Annotated in this window: 18 protein-coding genes and 1 tRNA gene; 18 read left to right on the top strand and 1 reads right to left on the bottom strand. The window is 66.0% G+C overall.

Going from position 1 to position 16,230, the window contains the following annotated elements; genetic code table 11:
- Positions 1-93: 93 nt before the first annotated feature.
- From Q7I88_RS12890 to Q7I88_RS12805, 18 genes are all read left to right on the top strand, one after another.
- On the top strand, positions 94-330 hold the full coding sequence (locus tag Q7I88_RS12890; RefSeq protein WP_039094202.1) for an acyl carrier protein: 237 nt from the start codon (positions 94-96) through the stop codon (positions 328-330).
- A 141-nt stretch (positions 331-471) separates the two neighbouring features.
- Positions 472-1,734 (top strand): beta-ketoacyl-ACP synthase II, encoded by a 1,263-nt coding sequence (fabF, locus tag Q7I88_RS12885; protein ID WP_305096319.1) that lies wholly within the window; start codon positions 472-474, stop codon positions 1,732-1,734.
- Between the two features lie 10 nt (positions 1,735-1,744).
- The gene (gene mltG / locus Q7I88_RS12880) at positions 1,745-2,713 is read left to right on the top strand and encodes an endolytic transglycosylase MltG (protein ID WP_305096318.1); all 969 of its coding nucleotides are present in this window, start codon (positions 1,745-1,747) and stop codon (positions 2,711-2,713) included.
- On the top strand, positions 2,710-3,261 hold the full coding sequence (locus tag Q7I88_RS12875) for a 2'-5' RNA ligase family protein (RefSeq protein WP_305096317.1): 552 nt from the start codon (positions 2,710-2,712) through the stop codon (positions 3,259-3,261). The genes mltG and Q7I88_RS12875 overlap by 4 nt, the downstream gene beginning before the upstream one ends.
- A gap of 78 nt (positions 3,262-3,339) precedes the next feature.
- Positions 3,340-3,416, top strand: a tRNA-Met gene (locus tag Q7I88_RS12870).
- Between the two features lie 75 nt (positions 3,417-3,491).
- On the top strand, positions 3,492-4,637 hold the full coding sequence (proB, locus tag Q7I88_RS12865) for a glutamate 5-kinase (protein ID WP_305096316.1): 1,146 nt from the start codon (positions 3,492-3,494) through the stop codon (positions 4,635-4,637).
- Positions 4,638-4,733: 96 nt separating this feature from the next.
- On the top strand, positions 4,734-5,672 hold the full coding sequence (locus Q7I88_RS12860) for an MBL fold metallo-hydrolase (RefSeq protein ID WP_305096315.1): 939 nt from the start codon (positions 4,734-4,736) through the stop codon (positions 5,670-5,672).
- A 23-nt stretch (positions 5,673-5,695) separates the two neighbouring features.
- Positions 5,696-5,899, top strand: coding sequence for a YgaP family membrane protein (locus Q7I88_RS12855; protein WP_305096314.1), 204 nt, complete (start codon positions 5,696-5,698; stop codon positions 5,897-5,899).
- Between the two features lie 48 nt (positions 5,900-5,947).
- Positions 5,948-6,370, top strand: coding sequence for a protein tyrosine phosphatase family protein (locus Q7I88_RS12850; RefSeq protein WP_305096313.1), 423 nt, complete (start codon positions 5,948-5,950; stop codon positions 6,368-6,370).
- A 14-nt stretch (positions 6,371-6,384) separates the two neighbouring features.
- Positions 6,385-7,161 (top strand): sulfite exporter TauE/SafE family protein, encoded by a 777-nt coding sequence (locus tag Q7I88_RS12845; protein ID WP_305096312.1) that lies wholly within the window; start codon positions 6,385-6,387, stop codon positions 7,159-7,161.
- A 129-nt stretch (positions 7,162-7,290) separates the two neighbouring features.
- Positions 7,291-7,830 (top strand): thermostable hemolysin, encoded by a 540-nt coding sequence (locus tag Q7I88_RS12840; RefSeq protein WP_305096311.1) that lies wholly within the window; start codon positions 7,291-7,293, stop codon positions 7,828-7,830.
- Entirely contained in the window at positions 7,827-9,875 is a 2,049-nt protein-coding gene (locus tag Q7I88_RS12835) for an AMP-binding protein (RefSeq protein ID WP_305096310.1), read from the top strand. The genes Q7I88_RS12840 and Q7I88_RS12835 overlap by 4 nt, the downstream gene beginning before the upstream one ends.
- Positions 9,862-10,617 carry an SDR family NAD(P)-dependent oxidoreductase gene (locus tag Q7I88_RS12830; protein ID WP_305096309.1) on the top strand — a complete coding sequence of 252 codons (756 nt, stop codon included), beginning with the start codon at positions 9,862-9,864 and terminating at the stop codon, positions 10,615-10,617. The genes Q7I88_RS12835 and Q7I88_RS12830 overlap by 14 nt, the downstream gene beginning before the upstream one ends.
- Before the next feature lie 23 nt (positions 10,618-10,640).
- Entirely contained in the window at positions 10,641-11,282 is a 642-nt protein-coding gene (locus Q7I88_RS12825) for a tetratricopeptide repeat protein (RefSeq protein WP_305096308.1), read from the top strand.
- A gap of 9 nt (positions 11,283-11,291) precedes the next feature.
- Positions 11,292-11,912: a class I SAM-dependent methyltransferase gene (locus tag Q7I88_RS12820; RefSeq protein ID WP_305096307.1), complete on the top strand. Its 621-nt coding sequence runs from the start codon at positions 11,292-11,294 to the stop codon at positions 11,910-11,912.
- 8 nt (positions 11,913-11,920) lie between these two features.
- Complete coding sequence (locus Q7I88_RS12815) at positions 11,921-12,538, top strand: RNA polymerase sigma factor (protein WP_305096306.1); 618 nt, start codon at positions 11,921-11,923, stop codon at positions 12,536-12,538.
- Positions 12,535-13,473, top strand: a complete 939-nt coding sequence (locus Q7I88_RS12810; protein ID WP_305096305.1) for a FecR family protein — start codon at positions 12,535-12,537, stop codon at positions 13,471-13,473. Before Q7I88_RS12815 ends, Q7I88_RS12810 begins: the two co-directional genes overlap by 4 nt.
- Positions 13,382-15,745, top strand: coding sequence for a TonB-dependent receptor (locus Q7I88_RS12805; protein WP_305096304.1), 2,364 nt, complete (start codon positions 13,382-13,384; stop codon positions 15,743-15,745). Before Q7I88_RS12810 ends, Q7I88_RS12805 begins: the two co-directional genes overlap by 92 nt.
- Here the strand turns inward: Q7I88_RS12805 and Q7I88_RS12800 are convergent.
- Positions 15,734-16,168 carry a response regulator gene (locus Q7I88_RS12800; RefSeq protein ID WP_305096303.1) on the bottom strand — a complete coding sequence of 145 codons (435 nt, stop codon included), beginning with the start codon at positions 16,166-16,168 and terminating at the stop codon, positions 15,734-15,736. The two genes, Q7I88_RS12805 and Q7I88_RS12800, sit on opposite strands and share 12 nt — an antisense overlap.
- Positions 16,169-16,230: the final 62 nt, after the last annotated feature.

The raw sequence follows: 16,230 nt of genomic DNA, 5'->3' as shown, positions 1-16,230 counted from the left end.
AAAAAAGTGCCGGTGCATGGCACTTGCCAGCGTCCCGCCCGTTGATTAGGGCGATTGCCAAATCCACTTCTGTATTACCTGAGAGGGCAGCAAATGAGCGATACCGCCGACCGCGTTAAGAAGATCGTTGTCGAGCACCTCGGCGTCGAGGAAGACAAGGTCACCCCCGACGCGAGCTTCATCGACGATCTGGGCGCTGACAGCCTCGACATCGTCGAGCTGGTCATGGCGTTCGAGGAAGAATTCGGGGTCGAAATCCCCGACGACGCCGCCGAGAAGATCAACACGGTCGGCGACGCCAACAAGTACATCGAAGAACACAAGGGATAAGTCCGTCCCTTCGGTCCTTCGCCCCGAGCAGAGTCAAAGGGCGGCGGGCGTGGCCCCATGGGCTTCGACAGGCTCAGCCCGAACCGGGGTTGAGCCTGTTGTGTTAGGGACCGACCGCTGGTCGCGAGTCTGGAGAGAAGCATGCGTCGTGTCGTCGTAACCGGTCTCGGGCTCGTCACCCCGTTGGGTGCCGATGTCGAGACGACCTGGGCCAACATTCTCGCCGGCAAGTCGGGCGCCGGACCGATAACGCATTTCGACGCCAGCGAATTCAAGTGCCGCATCGCCTGCGAGGTCAAACCCGCCGATCACCCATACGGGTTCGACCCGGACAAGCGCGTCGACCACAAGGTCCAGCGCCAGGTCGATCCGTTCATCGTTTTCGGCATCGACGCCGCCGGGCAGGCGATCGAAGACGCCGGGCTCGAGGACATGGACGACGCGACGCGGCTGCGCGCCGGGTGCTCGATCGGTTCGGGCATCGGCGGACTGCCGGGCATCGAGAAGGAATCGCTCGTCCTGCACGAAAAGGGGCCGAGCCGCGTAAGCCCACATTTCGTCCACGGGCGGCTGATCAACCTGATTTCGGGCCAGGTCTCGATCAAATACGGTCTGATGGGGCCGAACCACGCGGTCGTCACCGCCTGTTCGACCGGCGCTCATTCGATCGGCGACGCCGCGCGGATGATCCGCGACGACGATGCCGACATCATGCTGGCGGGCGGCGCCGAAGCGACGATCTGCCCGATCGGCGTGGCCGGGTTCGCTCAGGCGCGCGCGCTGAGCACCGCGTTCAACGACCAGCCCGAAAAGGCCAGCCGCCCCTACGACGTCGCCCGCGACGGTTTCGTCATGGGCGAGGGCGCCGGGGTTCTGGTGCTCGAGGAATACGAGCACGCCAAGGCCCGCGGGGCGAAGATCTACGCCGAGGTCGTCGGCTACGGCCTGTCGGGCGATGCCTACCACGTCACTGCGCCGCACCCCGAAGGTTCGGGCGCGTTCCGTTCGATGGAAATGGCGTTGCGCAAGGCGGGGATGGGGCCCAAGGACATCGACTACATCAACGCCCACGGCACCTCTACCCCGCTCGGCGACGAACTCGAACTCGGCGCGGTTCGCCGTCTGTTCGGCGATGCCATTTCGGGGGTCTCGATGAGCAGCACCAAGTCCGCCATCGGCCACCTGCTGGGCGGCGCCGGGGCGGTCGAGTCCATCTTCTGCATTCTCGCCATGCGCGACCAGATCGTGCCGCCGACGCTCAATCTCGACAATCCGAGCGAGGGCTGCGTGGGGGTCGATCTTGTTCCACACATGGCAAAGAAGCGCGACGTGCGTGCGGTGCTCAACAATTCGTTCGGCTTCGGCGGCACCAATGCCTCGCTGGTGATGAAGAAAGTCGACTAGGGTCCACGCCGTGAAAAAGGGCTGTTCCTTCCTCGCGGCGGTTCTCATCGTCGCAGCGATTGCGCTCGGCTGGTTCGGGGCGAGCTGGTGGGGATCGGCCAATCTCGATAAGGACCGGTCTTTCGTGGTGCAGAGCGGCTCGACCGTGACCGGCGTCGCCGAGCAGCTCGAGAAAGACGGGATCATCGATTCCGCCGACTCTTTCGTCCTTCACGCTAAGATTCTCGGCAGCAGCGATCCGATCAAGGCAGGCGAATTCCTGCTACCGGCAGGTTCGAGCCCCGCGGACATCCTCGACACCTTCCAGCACGGCGAGGTGATCCGCCGTTTCGTCACGATTCCCGAGGGCATGCCCTCGATCATGGTCTGGGAACGTCTAATGGCCGAGCCGCTGCTGACCGGCGACATCCCGGTACCCGCCGAAGGTTCGGTGCTGCCCGAAAGCTACGACTTCGAACGCGGCGAAAATCGGGCTGCGGTCCTTGCCCGGATGCAGACGGCGATGAAGAAGACGATTGCCGAACTGTGGCCGCAGCGTGAGAAGGACATCGCCGTCGAGACGCCGGAGGAGGCGATAACCCTGGCCTCGATCGTCGAGAAGGAGACCGGCGTGGCGAGCGAGCGCCGGATGGTGGCCGGGCTCTATTCCAACCGCCTCAAGCAGGGCATGCTGTTGCAGGCCGATCCGACGATCATCTATCCGATAACCGCGGGCAAACCGCTCGGCCGGCGCATCCGCCAGAGCGAGATCGGCGCGGTGAACGGCTACAACACTTACACCATGGTCGGACTTCCCAAGGGGCCGATCACCAACCCGGGCCGCGCTTCCATCGAAGCGGTTCTGCATCCGGCGAAGACCGATGCGCTGTACATGGTGGCCAACGGCTCGGGTGGACACGCTTTTGCGGCGACGCTCGCCGAGCACAACGCCAATGTCGCCAAGTGGTTCGAGCTGCGCCGCGAACGCGGCGAGATGTGACGCGCGGGACGGTCCGGGCTGGCGCGTGCGCGGCTCCGGATACGGCGGCCGGTCCGCTGATCGTGACGGCCGAACTGCCGCGCGACCTGCAGGCCTGGGCGAACGGACTGCGCCGAGCCCACTTTCCTCCCGAGCGCAACTTTCTCGACGCCCACGTCACGCTGTTTCACGCTCTGCCGCCGTCGTGCGAAGAGGAATTGCGCGAACGGCTCGCGGCCGCTGCTGCGCAGCCCCCGGTGCCAGCCCGGCTGTTGGGAGTCATGTCGCTTGGCCGCGGGGTCGCGTTGACGCTGTCGAGCCCGGCCATGCTGGCGCTCCGCGCGGACCTCGCCGAGAGATTCCGCGGCCTGCTCACGCCGCAGGACTCCCAGCGCCCGCGGCTCCACGTGACCATCCAGAACAAGGTCGAACCGAGAGCGGCGAGGCGCCTTCTGGAGGAGTTGGAGGGCAGCGTCGCGCCCCGCGATTTCGCCTTTGCCGGGGTCGGCCTGCACCGCTATCGCGGCGGGCCCTGGGAGGCTGTCGGACGGTGGTCGTTTCGCGGTTGACCGGGGCGGGGCGCCACCCTAAATGCGCCGCCTGTCCCTGCGCAGGCCGGGATGGGCCCCACCGGGGCCTGCCCTTGGGGCGGAGTAGCTCAGTCGGTTAGAGCAGGGGAATCATAATCCCTGTGTCGGGGGTTCGAGTCCCTCCTCCGCTACCATTTTCGATGCTCCAGAGCAGGAGTTTGGCCGTCGGCCCGGGCCGCGCAATCCGCAACGGGAGCGAAATAGCTATTGTGACCAAGAACAAGCGCCTCGTCGTGAAGGTCGGTTCGAGCCTGCTGGCCAACACCGATCGCCTGACCCCGCGGTTCGGCTTCATGCAACGCCTGCTGGAAGACATCGCCCGCCTGCGCGATCAGGGCTATGACGTCATCCTGTGTTCGTCGGGTGCGGTGGCCCTCGGCCTCAACACAGTCGGCGCGCGGCCCGAGACCGCCGGGCTCAGCGACAAGCAGGCCGCCGCGGCGTGCGGCATGCCGCTGCTGCTCAACGCCTACCGCCAGGTCGGGCACGAATTCGGCATCGAGATTGGCCAGGTCCTCCTCACTCTCGGCGACTTCGAGGACCACCGCCGCTTTCTCAACACGCGCAACACCGTGCACCGCCTGCTCAAGTCGCGAATTCTCCCGATCGTCAACGAAAACGACACGATCACAACGGAGGAAATCCGCGTCGGCGACAACGACCGGCTGGCGGCGAAGATTGCGCAGATGGTCGAGGCCGACCAGTTCATCATCCTGACCGGAGTCGACGGACTTTACGACCGCGATCCGGCGGAAGAGGGTGCGCGTCTGGTCGAGGAACTCCACGACGTCAGCGAATATATCGAGGCGGCCTCGGGCAAGAGTACGCTCGGCACCGGCGGAATGCTGACCAAGCTCAAGGCCGCCAACATGGCGCAGAACGCCGGCTGCACGACCTACATCGCCAATGGCGAGGCCGAATATCCGCTATCGGCCGTGCTCGACGGACGGCGCAAGTGCACCAAGTGCATCGCGCATTCCGAACCGGATTCGCTATGGACGATCTGGCTGGCCGATCGCCTGCAGATGGCCGGCAGTCTGGTCATCACCGCAGCGGCGGCCAAATCCCTTGGCGAAGGCAATCCGATCCACCGCCGCGATGTGTTGTCGATAGACGGCGACTTTACCCGCGGCGATGTCCTGCACATCTACGACGAGACGGGCACCGAACTGGCTCGCGGCCTTTCGGACTTCACCTCGGAGGAGACCCGGGTGATGACGGTCAACCAGGAACTGCCGGCAGATCAGTTGCTCGGTTACCAGACCCACGCCGAAATCATCCGTCCGGAAAACCTCGTCGTGCTGGAGGGGCGTCACTTGCCTTGGGATGCACCAGGCACGCTCGATTCCGACTGAGGACATTACGGGTTTCATCCGCCCGACTCCCCTGCCATCCTTGATAAATTAGCTACTACTAATTAAGTAGCTTGAGGATAGCAGGAGAACTCAGCAATGCCCGACAACAACCACGATGGCGCCCTCGCGGCGGCTTCGGCGATCGTCGAACAGGCACTTTCCGGCAAGACGGCTTCTCCGGTCGTGCAAAGCTTCTTCGACGAGGCGACTTTTACGGCCAGCTACGTCGTCTTCGATCCGGCGACGCGCCATGCGGCGATCGTCGATTCTGTGCTCGATTACGATCCTGCGGCGGGCCGCGTCTCGCACGGTTCAGCCGACGAAATCATCGCCTTCGTCGAAGCGGAGAGCCTTACCGTCGAATGGCTGCTCGAAACCCATGCCCATGCGGATCACCTTTCGGCTGCTCCGTACCTGCAGGCTCGCCTTGGCGGCAAGATCGCCATCGGCAAGGATATACTCCGCGTCCAGGAGGTGTTCGGCAAGCTGTTCAACGAGGGCACCGACTTCGCGCTCGACGGCTCGCAGTTCGACCACCTGTTCGAGGACGGCGACCGCTTCCGGATCGGCGAACTCGAGGCCGTGGCGCTGCACGTTCCGGGCCATACCCCGGCTGATCTCGCTTATGTGATTGGCGATGCGGTGTTTACCGGCGACACGATGTTCATGCCCGATTACGGCACCGCACGGGCCGATTTTCCCGGTGGCGACGCGCATGCGCTGTACCGCTCGATACGCCGTCTGCTGTCGCTTCCGGCCAGCGCCCGACTGCTCCTCTGCCATGATTACAAGGCCCCGGGCCGCGACGAGTTCGTCTGGGAAACCACCGTGGCGGCCGAACGTGCCGGCAACGTCCATGCGCATGACGGCGTGAGCGAAGACGAGTTCGTCGCCATGCGCACCGCGCGCGACAAATCGCTCGCCATGCCCCGGCTTATCCTGCCTTCGGTGCAGGTTAACATGCGCGCAGGGCACTTTCCGGAGCCCGAGGCGAATGGGATGCGCTATCTCAAGATACCGGTGAACGGCATTTGATCACACTTGCGAAGGAGCATGCGATGACAACGAATATGGGCAAGTTCGACCGCATTTTGCGGATAGCGGTGGCCATTGCGCTGGTGGTCCTCATCGCCACGGGCGCGCTGCACGGCACGCTGGGTATCCTCGCCGGCGTGGTCGCGGCTGTATTCCTCGTCACCAGCCTGGTCGGGTTCTGCCCGGCCTACCGGCTCGTGGGCATCGACACCTGCGGCAAGAACTGAACGCGTCCTCGCTTGCGCGGGGATCAGGCATAGCAAAGGAATTGGATCATGCAGACCAAGAAGCTCGACGAGGCGCTGTGCGTGCGCGAACAGCTGCTGCCGGAGCAATTGGCCGAAGCCGCCCGTCAAGGGTTTCGTTCGGTCATCAATAATCGCCCCGACAGTGAGGAGCCGGGTCAGCCATCCTCGGCCCAGGTCGCCGCGGCGGCGCACGCGGCTGGGCTGGAATATCGCCATATCCCGGTCATTCCCGGCCAGATCACCGACGACGCGATCGAGGCGTTCGACAAGGCCATGGCAGAAATGCCCAAGCCGATCCTCGGCTTCTGCCGTACGGGAACACGCGCTGCCATGCTGTGGGGCCTCGCGAAGGCGCCCGAAATCGGAGCGGATACGGCGATCGAGACATGCGCCGGCGCCGGATGCGACATTTCGGGCGTTCGCGCCCGGCTTGAACAGCGCTCGCGCTAACCGGCACACAGGAAATGATCGACGCGCTGCACATGTCGCTCGGCGCGCTTTCGGGCGCGTTGGTCGGGTTCACGCTGGGCCTGGTCGGCGGTGGCGGGTCGATCCTCGCGGTCCCGTTGATGGTTTACCTGGTCGGCGTGAAGAGCCCGCACATCGCCATCGGCACCAGCGCCCTGGCGGTGGCGGTTAACGCGGCTTCCGGGCTGTTCCAGCACGCGCGCAAGCACACAGTGAAGTGGCGCTGTGGCAGCTTGTTCGCCGCCTCAGGCATCGTCGGCGCGCTTGCCGGATCGACGCTCGGCAAGAACTTCGATGGTCAGAAGCTGCTGTTCCTCTTTGCGCTGGTGATGGTGCTGGTGGGCATACTTATGCTGCGCGGTCGCAGTGCTCTGGGCCAACCCGATGTTCACCTCGACCGGGAGAACGCCCCGCGGTTGCTGGGCTTTGGCTTCGGAACCGGTGCGTTTTCCGGCTTCTTCGGGATCGGCGGCGGTTTCCTGATCGTGCCCGGCCTGGTCGCCTCGACGCGGATGCCGATGATCAACGCCGTCGGTACGAGCCTGGTCGCTGTCACCGCCTTTGGGCTGACCACAGCGGCCAACTATGCGCTCTCCGGCCTGATCGACTGGCCGCTGGCAGGAGTCTTCGTTCTTGGCGGCGTCCTCGGGAGCTTGCTCGGCACTATCCTTGCCCAGAGGCTCTCGCAGGGCAACGCGCTGAGAACCGTCTTCGCGGTCCTGATCTTCGTCGTCGCAGCTTACATGCTGTGGCGCAGCTGGGGCGCGATGTAGGCGCCTTCTCGGACCGGCAAGCGCCGTCTGGCCGAACCTGCTGTTCGTTCTCGACGAATATTTTTTCCCTGAACTCCGGAATTGCCGACGCCACAGCGTCTCGGATCCGTGGACAAACGGAGCCGGAATATGGACGCCCTGGGCGCAAGGCATTTCGTCGATCAGGTGTTTCATCGCGAGTACGGGGCAGAAGGGGCGGCGACATTTTCGCGCTATCTCGCGTCGCGTTCGGGGGCGGTCTTGGGCTATCGCCGCGCGGGCGACGAGGCCTTGTTCCTCGAAGCCTATCTCGACGAGCCGATCGAGGATCTCATTGCTCCGATCTATGGCCGGCGCGTGCGCCGCGAGGCAATCATCGAGATCGGCAACCTGGCCTCGAACAACGCGATGGCGATGATCGAGCTGTGGGGCGCGGCTGCCAACGACCTTGGGGCCAGTGGGGAGATCGTCGTTGCGACGCTCACGCGCTCGCTGCGCGCCATGTTTCGCCGCATCGGTATCGTGATCCACGAGCTCTGCCCCGCCGGGGAAGGCCGGGTCGCGGGCTTGGGGTCCGATTGGGGCAGTTACTACGCGCAGGATCCGTACGTCTGCGCCGGTGAAATCCGACAGGGGCAAGCGGCGATTTCCGCCTTTCGCGCTCGCCGTATGCGGAGGACTGCTGCGTGATCGCCCTGCTCGAGGCCATTCGCGACCATGCACGACGCACTCCTGAGCGCGTCGCAGTCGATCCGGTCGGCGCGCCGCCGCTAAGCTATGCCGCGCTGGCGGACCAGGTCGATGCGCTGGCACCGGGGCTGGCGCAGGAATTCGCCGGCGGGGTCGTCGCGCTAGAACTCGACCACGGCGCCGACGAGGTTGTTCTAGAAGTCGCGCTGCTCGCCGCGGGCGTGCCGGTGCTTTCCCTTCCAGCGTTTTTCACCTCCGAACAGCGTCGCCATGCCCTCGTAGCGAGCGGGGTCTCCGCGACACTGTCCGGCGTGGGAGCGGTCAGGCGGCCGGCGTACCCCTTGCGCCCCGTCCCGCTCCCCGCCGGCTCGGCCCGGATAACCTTCACGTCTGGATCGACCGGCGCTCCGAAAGGCGTGTGCCTCTCTGCCGACCACCTCGGATTGGTCGCCGCTTCGGTGGTCGAGGCGGTCGGGGCCGAACATGCCGGACGTCATCTCGCCCTGCTGCCGCCCGGCATACTACTCGAAACCGTCGCCGGATTGTTCGCCACTCTGCTGGCCGGCGGCACCTACGTCTGTCCGCCGCAGGAGCTGTGCGGGCTGGACGATCCTTTCCGGCCGGATTTTGCGACCATGGCGGCGCGGATTGCCGACTGGGGCACCACTTCACTTATTCTCGTGCCGGAATACCTTGCCGGCCTGGTCTCCGCGCTCGAGGCGAGCGGCGGACTGCTGCCCTGTCTGTCCCTGGTGGCAGTCGGTGGGGCGCGAGTCCCGCTGCCGCTGCTCGAGCGGGCGCGGGTGCTGGGCCTGCCGGTGCGGCAGGGATACGGCCTGACCGAGTGCGGATCGGTCGTCAGCCTGCAGGATGCGGACGACGATGCGCTCGGCTCGGCCGGCCGCCCCCTGCCGCACATGAGCGTAACGCTGGCCGAAGACGGGGAGATCCTGCTCGACGGACCGCTGTGTTTGGGAACTATCGGCGGCGAAGCGCCCGCCCGACCGCTCGCCACGGGCGATATCGGCCGTATCGACGAGGCCGAGCGCGTGTGGGTCACCGGGCGCAAGTCGAACCTGATCGTTACCGCGCATGGCCGCAACATTGCGCCGGAATGGGTCGAGGAGGCGTTGCTGGCTCAACCCGCGATCGCCCAAGCCTTCGTTCACGGGGATGGCATGCCGTTTCCCAGCGCGCTGTTGGTTCCGGCCACGCCCAGCGCCGATCTTTCCGCCGCTGTCGACGCCGCCAACGCCTCCCTGCCTGCCTATGCCCGCGTCGCGACGTGGCGCCAGGTTGCCCATTTCACGCCGCAGAACGGCCGCCTGACGGGCAACGGGCGGCTTCGGCGCGCCGAAATCGAACGGAGCTGCCTCGGGAGACCGGACAACTTCACCCTGCTCGAGGACGAAACCGTTCGCGAGCGTCTGGCGTTTCTCGCGGTTCCGCAGGTTCGCGCGGGTCTCGCCGGGGCAATCAGCCGCGAGGTGTACATCGCCTACCTGACGCAGGCTTATCACCATGTGAAGCATACCGTGCCGCTGATGCGGGCGGCGCGCGCCGGGCTTGGTCACCGGCCCGATCTCGTCGAGGCGCTCGACGAATACATCGAGGAAGAAACTGGGCACGAGGAATGGATCCTCGCCGATATCGCCGCCGCGGGCGGCGATGCCGACGCTGCCCGGGCGAGCATCCCATATGACGCAACGCAAGCCATGGTCGATCATGCCTATGCTCGGATCGCGGCCGGCGACCCGGTTGCGTTCTTCGGCATGGTCTACGTTCTGGAGAGCGTCAGCGTGGCGCTCGCGACGCGCGGGGCGGGGGCGGTAGCCGAGCGGCTCGGACTGCCGCCGCAGGCCTTCACCTACCTCACTTCGCATGGCGCGCTCGACCAGTCGCACATGACGTTCTTCGCCACGCTGATAAACGGCTTCGGCGAAGAAGACCTCGCGAGTGTGCGCCGCATGGCACGCGAAGTCTTCGCCCTGTTCGGGGCGATGTTTGCCAGCATCGAGATGGAGGCCGACCTTGAGCTCGCTTGAGGGCAAGCGCGTTGCGGTCACCGGCGCAGCTGGCGGCCTCGGCACGCCCGTGGCCGAGCTACTGGCGGCGCGCGGAGCCCACGTAACCGGGATCGATCGGCTCGAATGCACAGTCTGCGCATCGTCCATCGTCACCGATCTTTCCGACGATGCTGCGCTGCTCGCACTGTGCCGTCGGTTGGCCGACGACCCGCCCGACATTCTCGTGAACATCGCCGGGATCATGCGGTTCGGGCTGCATGAGAGCCAGCCGTTCGATGCCTTGTCGCTTTGCTACCGTATCAACCTGATCGTTCCCGCCGCGCTGGCGCAGACAGTGGCCGGGCCGATGCGAACGCGCGGCTCGGGCCAGATCGTCAACATCGGTTCGATGCTCGGCGCGATCCCGTATCCGTGGTTTGCCGCCTATTCTTCGAGCAAGGCCGGGCTTGCCGCCCTCAGCCAGGCGCTGCGCCGGGAACTCGCCGGGTCGGGCGTGGCGGTGACCCACGTCAGCCCCCGGGCGGCGAAAACCAAGCTCAACGACGGCGAGGTCGAGCGCTTCCTCGATCTGGCCGGAATGAAGGCGGACGATCCTGACTGGGTCGCCCGCCGCATCGTTGCGGCGATCGAGGGGCGCCGCACGAACGTCAGCATCGGTGCGATGGAGCGCGTCTACGCCGCACTCAACGCGCTTGTCCCGGCCGTGATCGATAGCGGCCTCAAATCGCAGGTCCGGCGCGCCCGCGCCGCCTTCACCTAACCGCCAGAGAGAGGATTCATCCGATGATTGGCAAGACCCGCCTAACCTTGGCCGCCGCGCTGCTGGCGCTGGTCGCACCCGCCTATGCCGCCGGTTCGATGAGCCAGGACGTCAAGAGCGTCAACGACAGCTGGGCTCACATCACCTACGAGGTGAAAGGCTCCAGTACGCAGACCAAGGCGCTCGACAAGCTGGCCGACCAGGCCGCGGCGCTGGTCGCCAAGTATCCCGGCCAGGCCGAGCCGCTGCTGTGGCAGGGCATTGTCGTGAGCGAACAGGCCAACCGGGCCAACATCTTCCACAAGCTGAGCCTGGCGACCAGGGCCCGCGACATACTCGCCAAAGCCTATTCGATAGATCCGCGCGCTGCCGACGGCGGCGCGGCGATGAGCCTCGGCGTGCTCTACTACAAGGTTCCCGGCTCGCCGATCGGCTTCGGCGACGACGGCAAAGCCAGACGCCTGCTGAAGGAAGCCCTGGCACTCGATCCGGATGGGCTTGATGCAAACTACTTCTACGGCGACTTCCTCCTCGAGCAGGGCGACAAGGCCGGGGCGAAGAGCTACCTGCAAAAGGCGCTCAAGGCGCGGCACGATCCGGCGCGACCGGCGTGGGATGCCGGTCGGCGGCGCGAAGTCGCGGCACTGCTCCGGAAAATCGGCTGACCGGCCCAGATGGCTGGTTCCCTAGCGGCCAGTCTTGCCGGGCAGCTCGCACGACCTCGCGGGCTGCCGGGCACCTTGCTGGGGCAGGCGATGGATTGGGCCAACCGGCGCTGCACCCGCCTGGCCATCGACTTGCTCGAGCCCCACGATGGCGAGCGAATCCTCGATGCCGGGTGCGGGACCGGGGCCGCGCTGGCGGCGGTCCTGCACCGCGCCGACTGCCTCTGCGCGGGCGTCGATCCGTCACCGGCGATGATTGCCGCGGCGCGCCGCCGGCTCGGGGTGCAGGCGGCCCTTGCCGCGGTGCGGATCGAGGACATGCCACCGCCCGCCGCGCCTTTCGACGCTGTCCTCGCGCTCAACGTGCTCTATTTCGCCGATGACGCCGGAGCGATGGTCGGGACGATGCGTCGTGCACTTGCGCCTCGCGGGCGGCTGATCGCCTACGTCACCCATCGTGAGACGATGGAGCGCTGGCGCTTTGCCCATGCAGGACTGCATCGCCTGTTCGACTTGCATTCGATTACCGAGCTTCTTGAGCAGGGTGGCTTTGCCTCGGACGGCATTTGCGTGCAGGAATGCGCCGCAGGCCTGGGCGTAAGAGGACTTCTCGTATGCGCCCGGCACTGAGGAGCATCATGGCAGAGGGCGACGAAGCGGTGGCGACGAGCGGGCTGAACGGCCTGTTCGACGTCCATCGCCCCGAATTGCTGCGGTTTCTCGGCGCGAGGTGCGGCGATCCGGTCGAAGCCGAGGACCTGCTGCAGGAGCTTTGGCTCAAACTCGTCGACCTTCGAGTGGGGCCGATCGCCAACGGACGGGCCTATCTGTTTCGAATGGCCAACAACCTCGCGCTCGACCGGGTGCGACGCCGCCAGCGGGCGATGCGGCGCGACCGGGCCTGGCTCGAGCGCGAGCCTGCGCTCGGGGTCGCGGTCGAGGACCGGCCCGATCCCGCGCCCGGCGCGGAGGAGGCGCTGCTCGAGCAGGAGGAGGGGCAAGTCCTGCGCGCGGCCATTGCCACTTTGCCCGACGGCGCCCGGCGCGCTCTCGTTGCCTATCGGTTCGAAGGTATGGCGCAGGGCGACATCGCCACCATGATGGGCATCAGTCGCAGCGGGGTGGAAAAGCACCTCGCTTTGGCGATGAGGCACCTGAGAAAGCACCTCGAGGACTGCGGATATTTCGATTCCGCGTCGTCACGCAATCGAGGACGGTCAGAACGACCGGACTCGACAATGGAAAAGACACGATGACCGGGGCCAATGAACAGATTCGCGAAGAGGCGGTGCAATGGCACCTTGCTTCGCTGCGCGACGAGATGGACTGGGACGGGTTCACGGCCTGGCTCGAGGCCGACGCGCGTCATCGTGAACTCTACGACGAGATCGCGCTGGCCGATGACCTTGCCGCCCGCCACGGCCCGTCGCTGGCGGACGAATTCGCCGAAGAAACTGAGGAGGTGCAAGAGCCGCCGCGCCGCTCGCGATGGCCAGTTTGGGCAAGCGGCGCCTTGGCCGCGTCGCTCGTCGCGCTTGTGGCCGTCCCGCAGCTTTTGCAGCCCGATCCGGTGACCTACACGGTGGGCGCCATCAGCCGTACCGTCTCGCTTGCTGATGGTTCCAGCGTCGTTGTCGCCCCCGGCAGCATCCTGACGGTTTCCGGACGACACCAGGAGCAACTGGCGCTGCAGGGCGGGGCTTTTTTCGACATCCGCCACGATCCGGCGCGCAGCATGGTGATCAAGGCCGGCGGCGTAGAGGTCACGGACATTGGCACCCGGTTCGACGTGCAGGTCGTCGGCCAGTCGGCACGGGTCGAGGTCGCTGAAGGCCGGGTGCAGGTGCGCGGCGCGGCGCTTGCTGCGCCGATCGAGCTTGGCGCGGGCAAGCGGTTCTCGTTCGATCCGCAACACAAGATCGCGACGGTGGCCCCGGTTGCAGGAAAAAATGTCGGCGAGTGGCGCAAGGGAAGGCTGACATATGAATCCGCGCCGCTGGCACTGGTCGCAGCCGACCTCGCACGCTATGCCCGGCTGCGTTTGGACATCACGCCGGCAATCGAGAACCGCCGGTTTTCGGGGACTCTGTCGGTCGGGAATGGCGATACAGCGGTCAGGGATCTGGCGCAGCTCATGGGGCTGGTGCTGGTGCACGACGGCGATACTTATCGCCTGGAGCCTGCCGGCTGAGGCCCAGGGCGACGCCCGCGAGTCTATCGACGTAGAATCCGCCAACCTGCCCGAGGCGCTCGCCGAACTGGCGCGAGAGGTGGGCGTTTCGATCGGAGCGGAAGGAGCGCTTCCGCGACAGCGGAGTACGCCTGTCAAAGGGCGAATGACGGTCGATCGTGCCTTGGCCCGGATGCTCGCCGGCACAGGCTACTTTGCCCGGCGGGTCGGCGCCACGGCATGGCGGATCGAGCGCGCACCGGCCAGCCCGCCCCCGACGGTAAGCCGACCGAAGATCGTCCCGCCGACCATCGGCCCGGATATCGTTGTCACCGCGACCAAGCGCGAAGTGTCGCTCGACAGCGCCCCGATAGCCGTCGCCGTCGTGCGTCCCGATGCTTTCCAGCAGATGCGCGCCAGCCGCGACAGCGCAACGGTGGCGGCGAACGTCGAAGGGTTTTCGCTGACGGGGCAAGGCCCAGGCCGCAATCGCATGTTCCTGCGCGGCGTTGCCGACAGCGCCTTTGGCGGGCGAACCCAGTCCACGGTGGCTGTCCTGCTCGACGACGCGCGAGTGACCTATGCCGCGCCCGATCCCGACATCCGCCTTGTCGACGTCGAGCGGGTCGAAATACTCAAGGGACCGCAGGGCTCACTCTACGGCACCGGCGCGCTGGGCGGGATATACCGGGTGGTGACTCGCCGTGCCAACCTGTCGCGCACCGAGTTCGCAGCGTCCGTAACCGGCGAGACGGTGCAACGCGGGTCGACGGGGATAAGCGGCTCGGCGATGGCCAACCTGCCACTGGCCCGCGACAAGGTCGCGTTGCGGCTGGTGGGCTACGGCGAATTGGCGCCCGGCTGGGTCGATACCGGCGCCCGCAAGGACAGCAACAATTCGAGCCTGTTCGGTTTCCGTGCTGGGCTCGGCATCGATATCGGGGCTGGCTGGCGCGCCGATGCCACCGGCTTCGCGCAGTGGCTGGACGCCGATGACAGCCGCTACGTCTACGTTCCGCTGGCGCGCAGCCGCCCGGCGCAACTGGCGGAAATGCACGACAATGACATGCTGCACGGTTCGCTGCGCGCTGCGCGCGAGGAGGGGCCGGTGCGCATCGTCATGTCGAGCGGTTATACCCGCCACGACGTGAACGAGCGCTTCGACGCCACGCAGGGGGCTGAGCTGCTCGGGATGGGTGATCCGCAGCTCCTGCTCGACAGCAACGAGTACAAGGTCTGGGACAACGAGATCCGCGCCGACGGGCATCTCGGATCGCTTGGCTGGCTGGGCGGAATTTCGTATCTTTCCGCCGCGCAAAAGAGCTCGCGCAACTTATCCGGGCTAGCGGATACCAACCTTGCGGTCGACAACGATAACAGATCTGCCGAGGAACTCGCGCTGTTCGGTGAACTGTCTATTCCGTTGACGGACCGGCTCGAGGCGACCGCGGGTGCTCGGGCGTTTCGCAGCCTGATCGAGGAGAGCCGCATCGAAGGCGCCAGAGCGGCCGATTTTCGCTTCATCCGCTACGGCATCACGCCGGCCGTCGGGCTGTCGTGGAAGCCTGAGCCGGGGCGGCTCATCTACGCCCACTACGGCTCGGCCTTCCGCCAGGGCGGAACCGGGGTGGGCGACGACGGAACGATCCAAGCTCTCGACGGCGACGAATTGGAGACCTTGTCGGCCGGCTGGCGCGACACGATCGGCGCGATCCGCTTCGACCTCGGTCTGTATCATTCGTGGTGGAGCAGCATCCAGTCGGACGTTCTGCGCCCCAACGGGCTGATCGAGACCGCCAATGTCGGCAAGGGTGCGATCAGCGGGGCCGAACTCTCGATCGAGGCCGAGCCCGCCGAACGCTGGCACCTGCAGGCCGGCGCGATGCTGCAGTCGGCCAAGATCGATCCGCTCGACGCCTCGACCGACGGGGATCGGCGTTTGCCGGTCGTCCCGAACATGACCTTTCGCGCCGCGCTGCTTCACGATTTCTACCTCGGCGACTGGGATATGAGCGCGCGGGCGCAGCTCAATTACTTTGGTTCGGCGCGGCTCAGTTTCGATCCCGCGCTCGACCGCAAGATGGGTAAAATCATCGATGCAGTTGCCGAATTGCGGGGCAGTCGGGGTCCGTTCGGCGTCGCGTTAGAGGTACTCAACCTGTTCGACGGGCGGCACGACACGTTCGCTTACGGTAACCCTCTGCGGGTGCGCACTATGCCGCAGTTCACGCCGCAGCAGCCGCGCACGTTTCGCCTGACGCTGTCCTACCGGCCGGGGGGCTCAGCCGAGTGAACCGTGTTGCTGCTGCACCGGCCACTCGCTGACCTCCCCAAGCTTAGGCCGGGCTTCGAGCATTCCAACCGCGTGGTTGACACGCCAGACGAGGAAGCGGGGGTCGAATGGCTTGCGAATGAAGTCTTGCGCGCCGCAATCCGCCGATTTCGCGGGATCGTCTCGGCCGCTTGCAGCAGTAAGCAGGATGATCGGCGTGTCGCGGCATTGCTCGCTTGAGCGAAGCTCACGCAATAGATGTCCTTCGCTCCGTCCCGGCATGTTGGCGTCGAGGAGGATCAAATCCGGTTGGCGGCAGCGCAGAAGCGTTCGCGTCTGGTCTGCGTCAGTCACCCATCCGCAGGCAAAGCCCGCAGCGGCCAATGCGTCGGCGGCCCGCTCCGCGACGTTTGGGTCGCTTTCGGCGATGAGGATGAATGCCAAGTCGCGATCCCCGCTCTTCCGATTGGATCAGAAGCCGGGACTAGAGCGGCCTTGCTGGCGGG

The organism is Croceibacterium aestuarii (assembly GCF_030657335.1).
Lineage (GTDB): Bacteria > Pseudomonadota > Alphaproteobacteria > Sphingomonadales > Sphingomonadaceae > Croceibacterium_B > Croceibacterium_B aestuarii.
This window is presented reverse-complemented; position numbering and strand designations above follow the sequence as displayed.